This is a genomic window from Pseudomonas sp. LB1P83 (assembly GCF_054897885.1).
Map to the genome: position 1 here is coordinate 3,879,201 of NZ_CM142709.1, position 18,454 is coordinate 3,897,654.

Here is an 18,454-nt window from a genome sequence, read left to right on the forward strand (position 1 = left end):
GTTGAATGTGCCGCCGCCATCGCGAGCAGGCTCACTCCCACAGGGGTTCTGTGGCGGTCACAAAACTTGAAGACAACCCCTATCCAATGTAGGAGTGAGCCTGCTCGCGATAGCAATCTGTCAGTCACCACTCATGTTGAATGTGCGGCCGCCATCGCGAGCAGGCTCACTCCCACAGGGGTTCTGTGGCGGTCACAAAACTTGAGGACAACCCCTATCCAATGTAGGAGTGAGCCTGCTCGCGATAGCAATCTGTCAGCTACCACCCATGTTGGATGTGCAACCGTCATCGCGAGCAAGCTCGCTCCCACAGGGGTTCTGCGGTGGTCACGGATGAGGTGGGTATGAAGGCTGTGGTCATTATCGGCGCAGGTCCGGCGGGGATTCGTGCGGCGCAGACGTTGGTGGCGCATGGGGTTCGTCCTGTGCTGCTGGATGAAGCAGCGCGCGGTGGCGGGCAGATTTATCGGCGTCAGCCGGCGAATTTCAAGCGCTCGGCGGTCAAGCTGTATGGCTTCGAAGCAAGTAAGGCCAGTGCGCTGCATCAGACGATCGACGCACTGCGCGAACAACTCGACTACCGTCCAGAGACGCTGGTGTGGAACGCCGAAGACGGTGCGCTGGACACCTTGCATGAGGGCCGTGCCGCGCGACTGGAATTCTCCCGCGTGATCGTCGCCACAGGTGCCACTGACCGGATTCTGCCGGTGTCGGGCTGGACGTTGCCAGGCGTCTACAGCCTCGGTGCGGCGCAGATCGCGCTCAAATTCCAGGGCTGCGCCATCGGTGAACGCGTGGTGTTCGCCGGCAGCGGCCCGTTGCTGTACCTGGTGGCGTATCAATACGCCAAGGCGGGCGCGAAGGTGGTCGCGGTGCTCGACAGCTCGCCCTTCAGCGCTCAGGCCCGCGCCCTCCCCGGCCTGCTGTCGCAACCGTCCACGCTCGCCAAAGGCCTCTATTACCGCAGCTGGCTGACCGTCCACGGCATCCCGGTGCATCAGGGCGCAACCCTGAAACGCGTGAATGGCGAACAACGCGTGCACTCGCTGGAGTGGTCCAACGCCAAAGGTGAACAGCCACTCGATTGCGACGCCGTTGCCTTCGCCCATGGCCTGCGCAGTGAAACCCAACTCGCCGATCTGCTCGGCTGTGAATTCGCCTGGAACCCACTCAACCGCGCCTGGCTGCCTCAACGTGACCAAGCCGGTCGCAGCAGTGTCGCCGAGGTTTATCTGGCCGGTGACGGTGCCGGCATCATGGGCGCCGACGCCGCTGAAATGGCAGGCGAACGCGCGGCGTTGGCGATGCTCGAAGACATCGGTTACCTGATTCCAGCGCAACACCCTGACAGCCTCGAACACTCACTGCAACGCATCGGCGAATTCCGTAACGGACTGGAGCGCGCCTTCGCATTCCCCGAGCACTGGGCCAGCGAAACTGCCGATGACGTAATCGTCTGCCGCTGCGAAGAAGTGCGCGCCGGCGACATCCGCCAGGTGGTGCGTGAAGGTCACTGGGAAATCAATCGGGTCAAGGCGCACTGCCGCATTGGCATGGGCCGCTGTCAGGGGCGGATGTGCGGCGCCGCAGCGGCGGAAATCATTGCCTGCGAAAGCCGGCGCCCGGTGTCGCAAATCGGTCGATTGCGGGCGCAGGCGCCGATCAAACCGCTGCCGTTTGGCCTGGAGGTCGAGCCATGATCGAAGTCGATGCGGTGATCATTGGCGGTGGTATCGTCGGGGCCTCGGCCGCACTGTTTCTAAGCAAGGCCGGACGGCGTGTTGCGCTGCTTGAGCGAGACTTTTGCGGCTCGCATTCCAGCGGCGTGAACTACGGCGGCGTGCGGCGTCAGGGCCGTCCACTGTCGCAGTTACCGTTGTCGCAACGGGCCCACGAGATCTGGGGACAGCTGCCGCAACTGATCGGCATCGATGGCGAATATCAGCGCAGCGGTCACCTGAAACTGGCCCGCAGCCTCAGCGATCTGCACGCCTTGCAGCACTATGCCGTCAGCAGTCAGGGTTTTGGCCTCGATTTGCAGGTGCTCGATCGGCGTGAATTGCGCACGCGTTTTCCGTGGGTCGGCGACGTCGCGGCGGGCGCATCGTTTTGCCCGGACGACGGCCACGCCAACCCGCGCCTGGTGTCCCCCGCCTTCGCTCAAACAGCCCGTCGGCATGGCGCGCAGGTCCATGAACAATGTGCCGTGACCGCAGTGGAACACGACGGTCAGCGCTTTCGTGTCAGCACTCAAACCGGCCTCGAATTGCACGCGCCCTGGCTGCTGAACTGCGCCGGGGCCTGGGCCGGAAACCTGGCCGCGCAATTTGGCGAAGCGGTGCCCATGCACGCGGGCCATCCGGCGATGCTGGTCACCGAGCCGTTGCCGCTGGTGATGAACGCCAGCACCGGGGTCGAGGGCGGTGGCATCTATGCACGCCAGGTTGCGCGCGGCAATTGTGTATTGGGCGGCGGTCAGGGTTTCGCCCTCGATGACGCGCGCGCCCGCCCCGGCCAACACGCGGTGATCGAGATCCTGCGCCAGGCCGTCGAGCTCTACCCGTTTCTTGAAGGCGCCCAGGCCATTCGTACCTGGAGCGGCACCGAAGGTTATCTGCCTGATCGCCAACCGGTAATCGGTCATAGCAGCACTCAGCCCGGTCTGTTGCACGCATTCGGCTTTGCCGGCGCGGGTTTCCAGATTGGTCCGGCGGTGGGCCAGGCGCTCACCGAAATCATCTGCAGCGGCGCCTCAAAGACGCCACTGGATGCGTTTTCCATCACCCGGTTTCACTCCATCTCCGTTGCTTGATAGAGGAAGGTCGCGCCAATGAATAACGTCAAACGCACTGCACTGCTCGGTTTCTCCTGCTTGGGCGCCCTGCTCGCCGCCACCCAGGCACAGGCTGAACCGACGCTATACCTGGGCATGAACGGCGGGACCATGGAGCGGCTCTACGCCGACAAGGTGCTGCCGGTTTTCGAGAAAGCCAACAACGTCAAAGTGGTGATCGTGCCGGGGACTTCCGCCGATATCCTGGCCAAGGTCCAGGCCAGCAAAGGCAACCCGCAGATGCACGTGATGTTCCTCGACGACGGCATCATGTACCGCGCCATCGCCATGGGGTTGTGCGACAAACTCGAAGACAGCGCACCGCTGGCGCAGATTCCGGCCAAGGGCCGCATCAAGGATCAAGCGGTGGCGGTCAGCCTTGGCGTGACCGGGCTGGCGTACAACACGCGGCTGTTCAAGGAAAAAGGCTGGGCCGCGCCGACCTCGTGGATGGACATGGCCGACCCGCGCTTCAAGGACAAACTGGTGTTCCAGTCGATGGCCTCCTCGACTTTCGGCCTGCATGGCTTCCTGATGTTCAACCGGATTCAGGGCGGCAGCGAAACCGACGTCGAGCCGGGTTTCAAGGCCTGGCCGAACACCGTCGGACGCAACGTGTTGGAGTACATTCCAAGCTCGGCGAAGATTTCCGAAATGCTCCAGACCGATGAAGCGGCGCTGTTTCCGCTGACCCCGACCCAAGTCACCGCGCTGAAACTCAAAGGCATGCCGGTGGAATATGCGCAGCCCAAGGAAGGCTCCGTGGTGCTCAACGTGGCCGAGTGCACCATCGCCAACAACACCCAGCCGGAACTGGCGCAGAAACTCGCTGCGTTTTTACTGACACCTGAAGCCCAGGCCGCCGCACTTGAGGACGGCGACCAGATCCCGTCCAACCCGAACACGCCGACCACCGACAAGACGCGCGGCCAGGTCGAGGCGATGAAGCAGTATCTGACCACCGCGATTGCGATTGACTGGGATCAGGTCAACGAACAGCGCCCGGCGTGGAATGCACGGTGGAATCGCAGTATCGAGCGGTAGCCGATCCACACCCCATAACGCTCGGCTGAAACGCGCCCCCTGTAGCAGCTGCCGAGCCTGCGAGGCTGCGTTCGGCTGCGAAGCAGTCGTAAACACGGTTTACGCGGTTTTCCTGAAAGAACCGGTTGCCTGATTTTACGACTGCTGCGCAGCCGAACGCAGCCTCGCAGGCTCGGCAGCTGCTACAGGTCGGAGTGCTTAGTTAGAACCCCACATCAAGGATCACGCTGTCCAGATAAGTCCCGGCCGGCGGTGTGGTCTGGTCGGTGTAGATTTTTGCGTTGTAGTTAAACACCTGGCTGCCCGTCCCCAAGCCATTGCCAGGGTTCACCTCCGCGTCTGAGCTGGCCCGACGCGCACTGCCGACACTGCCCCAGCGGGTGGTACCGGCACTTTTGAAGATATCGTAGGCCAGGTAATTGGCCCCAGAGATCATCCGTCGGCGCCCACCAATACCGGCCGCATGCTGGCCGTCGTCCAGCCCTACGGTGTAGGCGCTGCCCTTGGTGCAGGCCAGGTTGATGGTCTGGCCGGTGACTGCAGTGAATCCGCTGACCACCGGCGCACTGCCAAAACTGATGTTCGGCGCGGTGATGGTGCAGTCGTTGGCCACGGTCATATTGACGGTTACCGTCGCAGTGCCACTGCCGATGTCGCGCCCCAGGCAGATGGCGCCGGCACCGATGCCCGCGCAATAATTCCAGTTCCAGAAAATACTCAGGGTCTCGCTGTAGACGCCCGCCGCCACGTTGCTGCCGATGGTCGTTCGCAAATAAACGGGCGCGGTTTTCGGTATCACACTGCCCAGCAGGCCGAGCGCATCGATGATGCCATTGCGGGCGAAATCGAAAGCCACGCCACGGGTGATCGGATAGCTGGTGCTGTTGTCGGCATACAACGTATAGCCGATAACGTCCCCGGTCGGCCCGAGCAAGCCGGATTGAGGCGACGAGACGGTGGCGTAGAAGTGGTCATTGTTGGTCAGCAAAGACAACAGTGAACCGGTGCAACTCAACCCCGCATTGGGGGTGGAGCTGGTTTGAGCCGTGGTGCGCACCGCAATCGAACTCTGCGAACCGAAGGCCGCCGCTGTGGTGCTGACCACGGAGCACAGCGCCCAGGCGCACCCCGGCATCCATAGCGCCAACAACACCAGCCATTTCATTGGCACACCAACGGCCCGATCAGCGGGACCTGATCCTGATTCAAGTCCACGGCGAACTGCACCTGGCAGGTCTTTCCATCCGCCAGGTCCACTCGCAAGCTGTTGTGCTTTTGGAGGTTTTCCAGGTACACCAGGCCGTCCCAGCCGACCACGGTTTGTGCGCCGCTCTGCTCGTGCACAACGTTGCTGCCCAAGGGCAATTCCTGTTGCTGCGCATCCACCAGCACGATGCTCGCAGCGATCACCTTGGTGAGTGGAAACTCCAGCAGATAACCGCTGCCCCGACGTACCGCGATCCGCTGCTCTACATTAGGACTGCGTACATTGGCCGGTAAATTCAGCGGATCGATCTCGTATTTGCCACGGTAGTAGGCGCTGCTCCAGGGCACCAGCAAGTGACCGTTGCGATCCGTCTGACCCACCTGCTGGTTTTCGTAGCGCACGGGAATGCCCGCATAACCCTCAGTGCTGACCACCACAAAAGCATCGTCGATACGGTTGGCCGCGAATACCTGACGGTCCATCCAGACCAGCGAGCCACTGGCGTCGGCCCAACGGGTTTCGGCGTCGCTGTTGCCATAGACACCCGCCTGCAACTGCACCGATTGCAGGCGCCAGGTCAGGTCAGCCTGCCGATAATCCGGGCCATCGCCATGGGCGTAACCGAGGTTGAAACCCACCCCGCCTTCGCTGGGCACCGCGCGACTGTAGTTGACCCGCTGCTGGTGTTGCCCGGTCTTGCTGCGCTCGCTGCTGATGGCCAGGCTGCCGCGCAGATCGAACGGGATCACCAGTTGCGCCTGCACCGACCAGTTGCTGTCACCGATTTCGCGGTTGGCCGATAAGTAGAAACTGGTGTTGCGCCACAAGGGCTTGCTCCAGGTCAGGTTGAGCAGCCGGGTGCGCGAATCATCCGCCGCACGCACGTCAAAATAACCGACGCCGAGGCTGCCCCACGTGTCGAGGTTGAGGCTCAGGGTCGCTTGTTCGCTGCGTGTGCTCAGGGTGGTGTAAGGGCTGTCGACCACGGTCAGGTCGGCGTACTGATCGCGACGTTGCAGGCGTTGCCAGGAGAAGCTGTAGCGCTGGCTGCTGTACTGATAGCCGAGGCTCAACTGCTGACCGCTTTCGCCGTCGAAGCGGCTTTGGCTGAGCGCGGTGTTGAGCACCCCGAAATTGCCCAGTCGCAGGTTGCCGCCCACGCCACCGAGGCTCAGGGAATCCGAGGCTTCGGCATGGCTTTCCAGGGTGAGGTTATCGCTCAAACCGTAACGCAGGCTACCGGACGTGACACCGGGGCCGTAGCTGAAATCGCGGAGGCCGTAGTCTCGGCGCAAGGTGCCCGCCGCCACGGAAAAATCACTCAAGCCTTTTTGCAGCAAGCTGCTGGTGACGTAGAACGGTACTGTGGTCGAGACTTGGCGGCCCAGCGCATCCGTCGTCACCACGACCGCTTCACCGGCGCCGTTGATGAACGGGATGTTGGTCAGTGTGTAAGGACCGGGTTGCAGCTCGGCGCTGCTGGATTTGTAGCCGTTGATGAACAGGTCCACCGAGGACGGCACGGCCGCTTCGCCGGCGAACTGCGGCAAGGGATAGGTCACCAGATCCGGGCGCACGCCGAAGTCACGGGACACTTGCACCCCGCCCAGGCGCACAGAACTGCTCCACGGTAGCGCGCCGCTGACCAGGTCGCCGGCCTCATAAGTCAGCAATCGCTCGTCATCGGAGTAACGCCAGGTGGTGTCGTAGCGCAGGTAACCATTACTCAGCGTACTCACCGCCTCCCCCGACAATGTGCGGCGGTATTGCCCTGTGTTGGACAGCGTGCCCCAGCTGTCGAACAGCCGCACTTCGTTCCATGCCGCGAGGTAAGTGCCGGCGTCATCGGTGTCGTTGAGGTACAGGTCGTAGTTGAGCAAGGCACCGAAACTGCTCAGGGCCGGGGTTCGCGGATAGGCTTGGCGGTTGCCGACGAACTGCTCCGGCAGCCAGTCTGGCGGCACCTCCAGCAGCAATCGTTGAGCGCCACTGTCGTACTCGCTATGCAGGCCCGGGACGCTGTCGAGGTCGATTTCGGCGCCGGTATTTTCGGGCAGCTTGATGCCGGTGTCGCGCATCGCGCTGGCCGGCAGAAAGAGCCGCCCGCCCCTCTGCTCCACCGCCACGACTCGTCCGGTATTCATTTGATTGACCACCAATTCCAGAAACAACTGTGCATCGGCCACAGCCTCCATGCCGCTGGGCGGTGGCGGCAGATCACCGGCCCCTGTTTGAGGGGCGAACACCAGCCAGTACGCGCAGCTCACTGCCCACAACGGCCGCTGGAAACTGCGAGCCAGGCCTTGGCTCATTCGCGCATTAGGTCCGTCTATGGACAGACTCCTCTTTGTCACAACTCACACAATCCCCGTAGCAACTGGCGAACTGTGGCGAGGGGATTTATCCCCGTTCGGCGACGAAGTCGTCGTGAAATCAGACAACTCGGTGTGCCAGATAGACCGTGTGTTCAGATTTACGACTGCTTCGCAGCCGAACGGGGATAAATCCCCTCGCCACAGTTCGGCAGCTGCTACAGGGGTTGTGATTAACGTGTTGGGGTAATGCTCTGAACCTGCGGCGCACCATTGACCCGTACCTGCAACGCCGGATTGGCGGCCATCGGTCCCGGTGCCGGCCAGCGCATGATTGCGCCAGGCAGCACGTAACCCAATAGGCCTTCCACCAGCGGTTGGGTCTGGCTGCCTTGCTTGAGCGCCACATCGGTCAGCCGCGCATGCACCGCGCCCTGATTGCGCACTTCGACATAGGGCCGACCGTCCACCGCCACCGTGCGCCAGCTCAGATCCGGCAAGCCGACGCCTTTGGGATCACGTTTTCGGGTGGTGTCTTCCTTGCTCCAGAGACCGGCGCCATAGGCGAACAACGGCACCGAATAACGCATCTGAAAACGAATCGCCGCAGCGGTCTTGCCGTCGTCGGAAGCGGGGGTTTTAGCCGAGGGAATTTCATCGATGATGATGCGGTAAGCCAGTTCCTGCCCCGGTGGAATCTCCCGGGTGCGGGTCAGGCGCACGAGTTGTTTCTGACCGGGCTCAATCTTCGCCACGGGCGGACTGCCGATTACATCGCGCTGATTCTGATACTGATCGTTGAAGCCGCTCTGGCTCCAGGCAAACACCCGGATCTGCAGATTGGCGGTCTCATTGCCACGGTTTTCCAGCCACAAGGCACTGGCCTGTTGATCGGCCTCCAGCACCGGGTCGATCGGCCAGATCAGCACCGAACTGGCGGCCTGCGCCTCAACCGTCCCCAGCGACAACATCGCCAACACCGCACAACGCATGATCGAATGCCGCAGCGAAGGTGAACTCATAAGCCTGCTCCTTATTCAAAACGACGCATTACCACGACAGCTGCACTTGCAGCACATCGCTGTACGTCCCCCCAGGCTGATCGCCCGGTAATTGCACCCGTCCATAGATCGGCAGGCTGATGTTATTGGCATCGGTGTAGGCCACGGCGACACTCTGGCCGATCCCCAGGCTCTGGCTAAACGCCGCATCGCGAAACAGCTGGTACGCCACCTGATTGCTGCCGGTGGTGAGCTGCATATGCCGCCCGCCGCTGTTGTGCTGGCCGCCATCGACACTCATGTTCATCGTCACCCCCGGTGTGCATTGCAACTGCACCCCGGCGCTCAACGCCACTTGCACCGTGCTGGTGGCCAAGGCTGACTGGCTGCCAAAGTCGAGGCTGCCGTAATTCGATACGCCGCCCACCACCAGGCACCCGGCGGTAACCGTGGCGCTGACCTGAAAACTCTGGCTGGTCACCGCCGCCAGCGGCAACGGCATGCTCCCCGCACACAGCAGGAACAGCGCCGCATAGCCGTGCTTTGGTGTCATCGTTCTAGAACGTCAGTTCGACGGCAACGGTGTCGGTGTAGGTGCCGGCCGGTAGCCCGGCCTTGCCCACGGCTTTACCGTAGAGGTTCACGGTTTGCGCCACACCGGTGCTGGTTGTGAGGTTGATCACCCCGTCGATGGCCAGAATCTGCGAATGCCCGACGTCGGTGTACAGGTCATACGGCACATAGTTGCCGCTGCCGTCTGCCAGGGCTCGGGTGCCGCCGGCAGACAAGCCGTCATGGGCACCCGCCCGGACCTTCACGGCCGGCGTGGTGCCGCTGGAACACAGAATCGACAACGCCCCGCCACCACCACCCAGCACTTGCGCATTGGCGGTGGTGAACAGGCTGTTTTCGGTGCCGAAATTCAACGCACCGAAGTTCAGGCCGCTGGAACCGCCGGCACCGTTGACCTGACAGCTGCTGATCAGAATCAGACTGGACGTGATCTGGCCGGTGACCGTGGTGGCGGCATGGGCACTGGACGCCAGCGTCAGGCCGAGCAATGACAAACCTATCCTTGATGCAAGCACGTGCATGGTGTCCGTCCTCTACAGGTTACCAATCCAGCGTCACCGTCAGGGTGTCGGTATAGACACCGCGCGGTAACGCACGGGTATTCGCCACCACCGAGCCAAATACCGGGATCGGTATCCGGGCCCCGCTGGTGACAGCGAAATTGTGTTGTTGGCCGATGCTGTAGCGCTGATTTGCGGAAGCATCGAGGAACAATTGATAAGGGATGGTCTGACTGCCGTTGCTCAGGCGTCGGGTCGTGCCGTCGCCATGGGCACCGCCATCGATGGTGACGGTGAACCCGGTGACCGAAGGGTTGCAGACGACGTTCAGCCTACCGTTGCCGCCGCCATCCAGGCTGGCGTTGATCGGGCGATTCCAGGTCGGGCCTTGCTGGCCGAAATCAAGCGTGCCGAAATCGCTGGCCAGAGTGCCAGGGGCGGCATCATTGGTGACTTCACAACCGGCGGTAATGGTCAGCCGCGCATGTATCTGCCCGCTGACCGCCGCTTGCGCGTTTTCGGCCAGCAGAACCAGTGTGCTCACGGCGATAACCCTCCAGTGCCTGCTTGTCATGGCGCCAACCCCCCGCTCCTCACTACCAGGTGACCGTCACTTTCAGCACATCTGAATAGCGGCTGGCACGGGGAATCTCCGCCAGCCGTTCGATACGCGCATACAGGGGCAAATCCACTGAACCGGAATCCGGTACTCGGCCACTCACCGGCACATTCACCGCCAGCGGGATCAACCGCGCAGGGTCCTGGTAGAGCCTATAAGGGATGGGCTTGCTGCCGGCGGAATCCGCCATGTAACGCACTTCACCGACGCCACCGTGTTGGCCGCCGTCAACGCGGAATTGATAAGGGGTGTCGGGGTTGCATTCGAGCCTTGGCAGTCGCTCATTCATCAGCGCCGCGCCCAGCGGTCCGGCCGGGTCATCCAGCCGTGCGGTACTGCCGAAGTCGAGCACGCCCAGTTGCTCGATCCCTGCCTGACGTTGTTGCCCGACCAACTGACAGCCGCGCTGTACGTCGACGCGTACGTCAACCTGAAGTTCTGCTGCCAATACCTGCGCGCTGAGCGTCACACCTGTGACTGCCAATACCATAATTCCATTCACGGCCCCATTCCTTGCGTGTGGTGGCGACTAGACATCAGGGTAGCTACGCAACGGAATTTCGCCAGCCGCTCAGCGTCGATGAATCCGTTCAACGGGCGTTTTTTACCAGGATTTGGCTGAAAAACACTGATATAACGGCCTGAAAATCTCTACAAACCGCAGAGTCCTGTCGAGATAGGGTCGACATCACTGGAAGGTAAATTCACCCTTTGGTTACACTACGCCGCCGCAGCTCGGGAAGCCTGCCTGACGATTACGGGATGACATCACAGTGGCCGTTCGACCGCCCAACCGTTCGCGACTCACACCGCGCTGGCCGACGCTTCGCCGCTTGTTCGGCAAGGCATCGGCTGCACCCGCCAGTGCGTCCGGTCGAGTGATCCATGATTACTTTCGTCACCACGCTCACGCTCAGGGTTACACCCTCAGCCACAGCCAACAGCGCGTGATCGATTGCATGGCGCAACACGCCACGGCACTGCTCGGTAATTCGGCAAAAGCACTCCCCGGCCTTTACTTGCATGGTGCGGTCGGTCGCGGCAAGAGCTGGCTGCTCGACGGATTTTTCCAGGCCATCCCTATCGCGGAAAAACAGCGCCTGCACTTTCATCAGTTCTTTGCCCGACTGCACCAGGGCATGTTCACTCACCGTGATCAGCCCGATGCGCTGGTCGTCACCCTCGATGAGTTGCTCAGCGACTGCCGTGTGTTGTGTTTCGACGAATTTCACGTCCATGACATCGGCGATGCGATGCTCATCACGCAGCTGTTCAAGGCGTTGTTCCAACGGGGCATTCTGTTGCTGGTGACCTCCAATTATCCGCCCGAAGGTTTATTGCCCAACCCGCTCTATCACGCGCGCTTCAAACCGGTGATCGACTTGATCCATGCGCGCATGCAGGTCATGGAGGTTGGCGGGCCCCATGACTATCGCAGCCAGATGAGAACGCATGCGCATCAGGTATTTACCCATGGCCGCTACGTCTGGCCGGGCACCGTGGCGCAACGTCAGGCGCTGGACCTGCCCGAACGCGGCGCACCGCCCCTGCAACTGCCGGTCGGCGCACGGCACCTTCAAGCGCGACGCTGTGAAGAACGCACCATCGGTTTTACCTTTGGCGATCTGTGCGAACACCCCACGGCGGTCATGGATTACCTGGAGCTGTGCCGGCGTTTCGATTACTGGATCATCGACGAACTGCCCGACCTTGCCGATTGTTCGATGGCGGCGCAGCAGCGTTTCATTAATTTGATCGACGTTTTGTACGATCAGGACAAGCACCTGACGTTGCTCGGTGGGCAGTCGTTGCGCGAAAGTTTGGGTGGCGATGCGATTGACCTTGCGCGCACGCGTAGTCGGTTGGGGCAGTTGGTCGAGGTCAGGGAGCCGTAGTTTTTGTGTTGCAGCACCGGCCTCATCGCGAGCAGGCTCGCTCCCACATTAGTTCGCGTCCGCCCGGGCAACTCGGTCAACTGTAGGAGCGAGCCTGCTCGCGAAGGCGGCCTCACAGGCAACATACCTTTCCCGCTATCATGTCGCCCATTTCCAGGCCCCCGCGCCCTCCACTCGATCAATAGCGAACCCGTTTATGGATACCCTCGCCCAACTGCGCGCCGGCCAATTGTCGGGCATCACCCGTCTGGATCTGGCCTGCGGCCTGACCGAATTTCCGCGAGAAGTCTTCGACCTGGCGGACTCGCTGGAAGTGCTCAACCTCAGCGGCAACGCCTTGAGCAGCCTGCCGGATGACCTGCATCGCCTGACCCGTTTGCGCGTGCTGTTTTGCTCGGACAACCTGTTCACCGAACTGCCCGCGAGCCTCGGTCAATGCGCCGCGTTGACGATGATCGGCTTCAAGGCCAATGCCATCGAAACGGTCCCCGCCGCTGCACTGCCTCCGTTGTTGCGCTGGCTGATCCTGACCGATAACCGCCTGCGTGAACTGCCCGCCGAGCTGGGTCAACGCCCGCACCTGCAAAAACTCATGCTCGCCGGCAACCGACTGCAGCGCCTGCCCGAGAGCCTGCGCCATTGCCATCGACTCGAACTGATGCGCATCGCCGCCAATCAACTGACCGAACTGCCCGAGTGGCTGCTGACCCTGCCGAGCCTGACCTGGCTGGCCTACGCTGGTAACCCGCTGGAAACCGAAGCCGATGCGGCGGCACTCGATGCCACGGCGAGTATTGCGTGGGCCGAGCTGCGCCTGGAGCAACAACTGGGCGAAGGCGCTTCGGGGGTGATTCATCGGGCGCGGTGGGAACGACTGGCGACTCAGGTTGCGGTCAAACTCTACAAAGGCGAAATGACCAGCGATGGTTCACCGTTGCACGAAATGAACGCCTGCATCACCGCCGGCATTCATCCCAATCTGATCCGGGTCGAAGGCCGGATCGTCGGGCATCCTGAACAGCAGGCCGGGCTGGTGATGCAACTGATCGACCCGAGTTACCGTAATCTGGCCGGATTGCCGAGCCTGGCGTCCTGTACCCGCGACGTTTATGCCGATGACACCCGTTTCAGTGCCGATGTGGCGCTGTGCATGGCTCGCGGCATCGCCTCGGTGGCCGAGCATTTGCACCGCCAAGGCATCACCCATGGTGATCTCTACGGCCACAATATTTTGTGGAACGAGCACGGTGATTGCCTGTTGGGAGATTTTGGCGCGGCATCTTTCCATGCGACGTCTGACAGCCTTGAAAGCCGTGCGCTGCAACGGATCGAAGTGCGGGCGTTTGGGGTTTTGTTGGGGGAATTGCTGGAGCGGATCGACTCGGGGTTGAGCGATGAAAGGCGCTTGCAGCTGGAGGAACTGGAACGGTGTTGCTGTCAGCCGGATGTGCTGGCGCGGCCGGGGTTCAGTGAGATTGTTCGGGAGTTAGCCGCGTACTGACAGCTAAATACAAAACCTGTGGCGAGGGAGCTTGCTCCCGCTGGATGGCGGAGCCGTCCCCAAAGCGACGGCTGCTGCGCACCCGAGCGGGAGCAAGCTCCCTCGCCACAAGTCATCGCAAAGAGGCTTAACCGGCCAAACCTACAAACATATCCTGCACATCATCATGGTTATCGAGGCCTTCCAGGAACGCCTCGACTTCAGCCATCTGCTCGTCACTCAAACCGGTCACCGGGTTTTTCGGCTGATAACCCAGCTTGGCCGACAACACGGTAAAACCTTGCTCAGGCAGCGCCTTCTGAACGGCGTCCAGGTCCGCAGGCTCGGTCAGGAACAGGGTCGTGCCCTCTTCTTCACCTGGCTCGAAATCCTGGGCACCGGCTTCAATCGCGGCCATTTCCGGATCGGCGTCAGGGCTGTCCGGGGACGCTTCGATCATGCCCACATGGTTGAAGTCCCACGCCACCGAACCGGAAGCGCCCAATTGGCCCTTGCGGAATGCCACGCGGATTTCAGCGACGGTGCGGTTGATGTTGTCGGTCACGCATTCAACGATCAGCGGCACCTGATGCGGAGCGAAGCCTTCGTAGGTCACGCGATGGTACTGCACGGTTTCGCCCAACAGGCCCGCGCCTTTCTTGATCGCGCGGTCCAGGGTTTCCTTGGGCATCGAGGCTTTCTTGGCCTGCTCGACCACCAGGCGCAGGTGTGCGTTGGTGGCAGTATCGGCACCGTTACGCGCAGCAATGGTGATTTCTTTTACCAGTTTGCCGAAGATCTTGCCCTTGGCGTTAGATGCCGCTTCTTTGTGTTTAACCTTCCACTGTGCGCCCATTACTCACTCTCTTATCTGTGGCGCCGAGACATCTATTGGCCGACGCTTTGCGCAAGTTTATACGGCCTAAAGTTGGCAATCGACCAAAAATTCCACCCGGTTGACCGGCATGACCAATCGACATCTTCACCAGCGCTTGTAGGGCGATTCTGAAACGTCGATTTGCGGTGACTATGAAGGGCTGTGGTTCCGTACCCTCTGCGCCCATATTCCATGGCAGAAGCGCGTTCGATGCACAACGACAAGGAAAGTCCCTACACCTTGACCCTCCTGGACAGTGGTTTGAGTCTGCAGGTGTTGCAGTTCAGTGGCCGGGAAAGTCTCAACCAGCCCTATTGTTTCGAGATCGAAGTGATCGGCCTGGCACCGGCCATGAACCTCGAGCAGTTGCTGCAGCAACCGGCGTTCCTGAGCCTGGGGGATGAGACCGGCATTCATGGCATCCTGCACAGCGCCAGTCGCGAGTATCGTGGCCCGCTCCGAGTCGGCTACCACTTGGTATTGGTGCCCTGGCTTCTACACCTGGACCGGCACCCTTGCCGTCGGGTCTTTCATCAACTCGGCGTGCCCGCCATCCTGCGTCAGCTGCTCGCAGAAAACGCGATCCCCGAAGACAGCGTCCGTTTTGAACTGCCAAACGGGCGCTACCCGGTGCGACCGTTCTGCATTCAGTTTGACGAGACCGACCTGGCGTTCCTCCAACGGCTCTGCGAAGAAGAAGGCATCCACTATCACTTCGAACATCAGCGCGACGGCCACGTGCTGGTGCTGGCGGATGACAGCCTGAGCTTCCCCCAGGAACCGCTGCTGATGCCGTTTTACGACGAGTCCCCCCATCGCAGCGACGCGCCGGTGATCAGTGAATTATTCCAGCGTCACGCCACGCCTCCGATCACCGCATCGCCTGCGCCGCAACAGCTCGAGCGTGAGCAATCGAGTCGTCGATCACTCGAACGCCTGCGCTGCCGGCACCGGCAGATACAAGGGCAAAGCAATCACAGTGATGTGCGCAGTGGATGCATCGTGCAAGTGTCGGAACATCCGATCCCGAACTTCAACGATCAGTGGCTGCTGACCGAGATTCGGCATCAGGGCCAACAGCCGTCGATTCTTGCCGAGGACACCTTCGACATGACCCGGCGTTACAGCAATCAGTTCAGCGCCATTCCGTGGTCCACGGTGTTCCGGCCCGCGCTCACGCAGGCCAGACCCAGTATTCCGGGTTATCAGACGGCGCGAGTGCTGGGCCCGCTCGGGCAGCCGGCGGTGCTGGATGCACAAGGGCGGATAGAAGTACGGTTGTGGCCCACTGCGCAGGCCGATAAGGATCAATCCACCGGCCTCTGGCTACCCGTGGCCCTCGCCGCGCCGGACGGGCTGATCGATCCATCCTGGCTGCCGCTCGGCGGCACCGAAGTGCTGATCAGTTTTCTCGACAGCGACCCGGATCGCCCGGTGCTGTGTGCTGCGGCGAGCAACCCGCCAGCGCCTCGAATCGCTCGCCAGCCACGCGGCGATGGCCGTCTGTTGCTGGATTGGCTGGTCAACCGTCAGGACTGATCCGCCCTTGTCAGCCTTGTCAGCCTTGTCAGCCTTGTCTGAGGCGGCCGAGAACCTGGCTAGATGCACGTCCAGATGCCTTGGCCGGTACCGTGAATGCTCTGCGCGCTCCTTGCGGCAGATCGCGTTGTGCTTGTGCGAACAGCGTTCGCGGCGGGTGGTGGCGACGAGCCTTGCGTAGGCAGGGCCGGCCCCTTCGCGGGCAAGCCACGCTCCCACAGGATTTGTGCTTGCCGCACATTCTGTGAACGACACAAAACCTGTAGGAGCGAGGCTTGCCCGCGAAGGCCGCACCTCGGTTTACCTGGAGGGTGCCAACTCAAAAAACGCCCGAACCAAACGCAAATCCCGCCGCCGTTCCATACACCCGATCATGTGCCGATTGATCAACCCTTCACCCAGAATCGGCACCGCCGCCACCCTCGGGTCATGACTGACTTCCACCGACGACACCACCCCAACGCCCAACTCCGCCGCCACGGCTTCGGTCACCGCCTCGCGACTGTCCAGTTCCAGCAACACCCGAGGATTGACCGACGCCATCGCGCAAGCCTCATCGAACGTGCGTCGGGTAATCGAACTCGGCTCACGCAATACCATGATCACCTGATCCAGCTCCTTGAGCTTCACGCCCTTGGACGCCTTGGCCCAGGGATGACTTTCAGGCACCAGCGCGCAAATCCGTGATTCATTCAACGCTTGCAGGTGCAAGCCTTTGCGCGGCTCGACTTCGGTCAACACCGCCACGTCGGCATGCTCGGACAACAACGCCGCCAGGGTTTCCTGAGCATTGCCCAACCGCAGATTCACGGTGATTCCCGGGTACCGCGCGCGCAAACTGGCCAGCATCGGCATCACCATGTGCGGTCCGTCCGCTGCCACTTCCAGGCGCCCGGTCAGCAACTGTCGATTGGCTTCCAGCAGCACCTGCGCTTCTTCAGCCAGGCCGAACATCGCCCGGGTGATCGCCGCCAGTTTGGTCCCCTCCTCCGTCAGCTCCACGCGTCGCGCGGTGCGGCGCAGCAAGGTGATCTGGTAATGCTCCTCCAGGGCCTTGATGTGCCCGGTGACCGCCGGTTGGCTGATGAAAAGTCGCTCGGCAGCGCGGGTGAAGCTGCCTTCGCGGGCCACGGCATCAAAGGCTCGAAGCTGGAACAGGTTCATGGATAACTCTCACTGATGGCTGGCATAACAACAAACAATTTGATTGATAGCACCCGAAATTGCAATTTATGTCCCGTAGCGTCATCCCACAGAGAGCTTTTGCGAGGACACAAGAATGAGCACTGCCGAGCCAATCCTGCTCACCCCCGGCCCACTGACCACATCGGCTCGCACCCGTCAGGCGATGATGGTCGACTGGGGTTCATGGGATGACCGCTTCAATCAACTGACTGCCAGCCTGTGCGAGCAATTGCTGGCGATCATCAACGGCGGCGACAGCCACCACTGCGTGCCCCTGCAAGGCAGCGGCACCTTCGCGGTCGAAGCAGCAATCGGCACCCTGGTGCCCCGCGACGGCAAAGTGCTGGTGCTGATCAACGGCGCCTATGGCAAACGCCTGGCGAAAATCTGCGAAGTGCTCGGCCGCCCCTTCAGCACCTTCGAAACCGCCGAAGACGAACCAACCACCGCCGCCGACGTCGACCGTCTGTTGCGCGCCGATGCGAGCATCACCCACGTCGCGTTGATTCACTGCGAAACCAGCACCGGCATCCTCAACCCGCTGCCGGAAATCGCCCACGTCATTGCGCAACACGGCAAACGCCTGATCATCGACGCCATGAGTTCCTTCGGCGCGTTGCCGATCGACGCACAACAGGTGCCATTCGACGCGCTGATCGCCGCCTCGGGCAAATGCCTGGAAGGTGTGCCCGGCATGGGTTTCGTCTTCGCTCGCAAAGACGCATTGGCCAACGCGGCCGGCAACTCGCACTCGCTGGCGATGGATTTGTACGACCAGCACATCTACATGGCCAAGACCGGCCAATGGCGCTTCACGCCCCCGACCCACGTGGTCGCGGCGCTGCACGAAGCCCTGCTGCAATACAACGAAGAAGGCGGTTTGCCGGCGCGGCATCAGCGTTATGCCAACAACTGCCAGGTGCTGCTCGATGACATGGCCAAACTCGGCTTGCGCAGTTTCCTGCCTGCCGCGATCCAGGCGCCGATCATCGTCACTTTCCACGCGCCGAAGGATCCGCGTTACCAGTTCAAGGAATTCTACGAACGGGTCAAGGCCAAGGGTTTCATCCTTTACCCCGGCAAATTGACCCAGGTCGACACCTTCCGCGTCGGCTGCATCGGACACGTCAACCAGGCCGAGATGCACGCGGCCGTGGCGGCAGTGGCCGAAGTGCTGCGCGAGATGGAAGTCCTCGAACTCTAAACCACACCGACCTGTAGCAGCTGCCGAGCTGCGCGAGGCTGCGTTCGGCTCGGTCCGCGCTCGGGCGCAGCAGTCGTAAAACCATCCACCTCGGTGTTTCAGGTGGACCGCGTCGTCAGGGTTTACGACTGCTGCGCAGCCGAACGCAGCCTCGCGCAGCTCGGCAGCTGCTACAGGGATCACCA

Annotated in this window: 16 protein-coding genes and 1 pseudogene; 7 read left to right on the forward strand and 10 right to left on the reverse strand. The window is 61.7% G+C overall.

The annotated features are described in order from the left end of the window. Window positions 1–344 precede the first annotated feature (344 nt). Genes ACYZTY_RS17900 through ACYZTY_RS17910 form a run of 3 tightly spaced genes read left to right on the forward strand, consistent with a single transcriptional unit; the run spans window position 345 to window position 3,877 of the window. A complete protein-coding gene (locus tag ACYZTY_RS17900; protein WP_461954829.1) occupies window positions 345–1,700 on the forward strand; it encodes an FAD/NAD(P)-dependent oxidoreductase in 1,356 nt (451 codons plus the stop codon). Continuing rightward, on the forward strand, window positions 1,697–2,812 hold the full coding sequence (locus tag ACYZTY_RS17905; RefSeq protein WP_461954830.1) for an NAD(P)/FAD-dependent oxidoreductase: 1,116 nt from the start codon (window positions 1,697–1,699) through the stop codon (window positions 2,810–2,812). Before ACYZTY_RS17900 ends, ACYZTY_RS17905 begins: the two co-directional genes overlap by 4 nt. 18 nt (window positions 2,813–2,830) lie before the next feature. Then, window positions 2,831–3,877: an ABC transporter substrate-binding protein gene (locus tag ACYZTY_RS17910; RefSeq protein ID WP_461954831.1), complete on the forward strand. Its 1,047-nt coding sequence runs from the start codon at window positions 2,831–2,833 to the stop codon at window positions 3,875–3,877. Window positions 3,878–4,079: 202 nt separating this feature from the next. Here the strand turns inward: ACYZTY_RS17910 and ACYZTY_RS17915 are convergent, their stop codons facing one another. The 7 genes from ACYZTY_RS17915 to ACYZTY_RS17945 form a co-directional block, all read right to left on the reverse strand. Beyond that, window positions 4,080–5,042, reverse strand: coding sequence for a Csu type fimbrial protein (locus ACYZTY_RS17915; RefSeq protein ID WP_461959346.1), 963 nt, complete (start codon window positions 5,040–5,042; stop codon window positions 4,080–4,082). Continuing rightward, complete coding sequence (locus ACYZTY_RS17920; protein ID WP_461954832.1) at window positions 5,039–7,396, reverse strand: fimbria/pilus outer membrane usher protein; 2,358 nt, start codon at window positions 7,394–7,396, stop codon at window positions 5,039–5,041. The genes ACYZTY_RS17915 and ACYZTY_RS17920 overlap by 4 nt, the downstream gene beginning before the upstream one ends. 233 nt (window positions 7,397–7,629) lie before the next feature. Then, window positions 7,630–8,418, reverse strand: a complete 789-nt coding sequence (locus tag ACYZTY_RS17925; protein WP_461954833.1) for a fimbrial biogenesis chaperone — start codon at window positions 8,416–8,418, stop codon at window positions 7,630–7,632. Window positions 8,419–8,446: 28 nt separating this feature from the next. After that, window positions 8,447–8,950 (reverse strand): Csu type fimbrial protein, encoded by a 504-nt coding sequence (locus ACYZTY_RS17930; protein WP_461954834.1) that lies wholly within the window; start codon window positions 8,948–8,950, stop codon window positions 8,447–8,449. A 4-nt stretch (window positions 8,951–8,954) separates the two neighbouring features. Further along, on the reverse strand, window positions 8,955–9,491 hold the full coding sequence (locus ACYZTY_RS17935; RefSeq protein WP_461954835.1) for a Csu type fimbrial protein: 537 nt from the start codon (window positions 9,489–9,491) through the stop codon (window positions 8,955–8,957). 19 nt (window positions 9,492–9,510) lie between these two features. Next, window positions 9,511–10,044, reverse strand: coding sequence for a Csu type fimbrial protein (locus ACYZTY_RS17940; protein WP_461954836.1), 534 nt, complete (start codon window positions 10,042–10,044; stop codon window positions 9,511–9,513). A gap of 22 nt (window positions 10,045–10,066) precedes the next feature. Then, entirely contained in the window at window positions 10,067–10,579 is a 513-nt protein-coding gene (locus ACYZTY_RS17945; RefSeq protein WP_461959347.1) for a Csu type fimbrial protein, read from the reverse strand. A gap of 283 nt (window positions 10,580–10,862) precedes the next feature. On the opposite strand from ACYZTY_RS17945, the gene zapE reads away from it, so the two are divergent. After that, window positions 10,863–11,984 carry a cell division protein ZapE gene (gene zapE, locus ACYZTY_RS17950; RefSeq protein WP_461954837.1) on the forward strand — a complete coding sequence of 374 codons (1,122 nt, stop codon included), beginning with the start codon at window positions 10,863–10,865 and terminating at the stop codon, window positions 11,982–11,984. A 196-nt stretch (window positions 11,985–12,180) separates the two neighbouring features. Further along, the gene (locus ACYZTY_RS17955; protein WP_461954838.1) at window positions 12,181–13,485 is read left to right on the forward strand and encodes a leucine-rich repeat-containing protein kinase family protein; all 1,305 of its coding nucleotides are present in this window, start codon (window positions 12,181–12,183) and stop codon (window positions 13,483–13,485) included. Window positions 13,486–13,612: 127 nt separating this feature from the next. Here the strand turns inward: ACYZTY_RS17955 and ACYZTY_RS17960 are convergent, their stop codons facing one another. After that, window positions 13,613–14,320 carry a YebC/PmpR family DNA-binding transcriptional regulator gene (locus tag ACYZTY_RS17960; protein ID WP_007946909.1) on the reverse strand — a complete coding sequence of 236 codons (708 nt, stop codon included), beginning with the start codon at window positions 14,318–14,320 and terminating at the stop codon, window positions 13,613–13,615. A gap of 231 nt (window positions 14,321–14,551) precedes the next feature. Here ACYZTY_RS17960 and ACYZTY_RS17965 point away from each other — a divergent pair, with 231 nt between their 5' ends. Further along, window positions 14,552–15,880, forward strand: coding sequence for a type VI secretion system Vgr family protein (locus ACYZTY_RS17965; protein ID WP_461959348.1), 1,329 nt, complete (start codon window positions 14,552–14,554; stop codon window positions 15,878–15,880). Between the two features lie 24 nt (window positions 15,881–15,904). Here the strand turns inward: ACYZTY_RS17965 and ACYZTY_RS17970 are convergent. After that, window positions 15,905–16,009, reverse strand: a pseudogene (locus ACYZTY_RS17970) (hypothetical protein); the annotation flags it as partial. Window positions 16,010–16,180: 171 nt separating this feature from the next. Beyond that, complete coding sequence (locus tag ACYZTY_RS17975; RefSeq protein WP_461954839.1) at window positions 16,181–17,044, reverse strand: LysR substrate-binding domain-containing protein; 864 nt, start codon at window positions 17,042–17,044, stop codon at window positions 16,181–16,183. 115 nt (window positions 17,045–17,159) lie between these two features. Between ACYZTY_RS17975 and ACYZTY_RS17980 the strand changes: the two genes are divergently transcribed. Continuing rightward, window positions 17,160–18,269, forward strand: coding sequence for a 2-aminoethylphosphonate--pyruvate transaminase (locus tag ACYZTY_RS17980; protein ID WP_461954840.1), 1,110 nt, complete (start codon window positions 17,160–17,162; stop codon window positions 18,267–18,269). Window positions 18,270–18,454 lie beyond the last annotated feature (185 nt).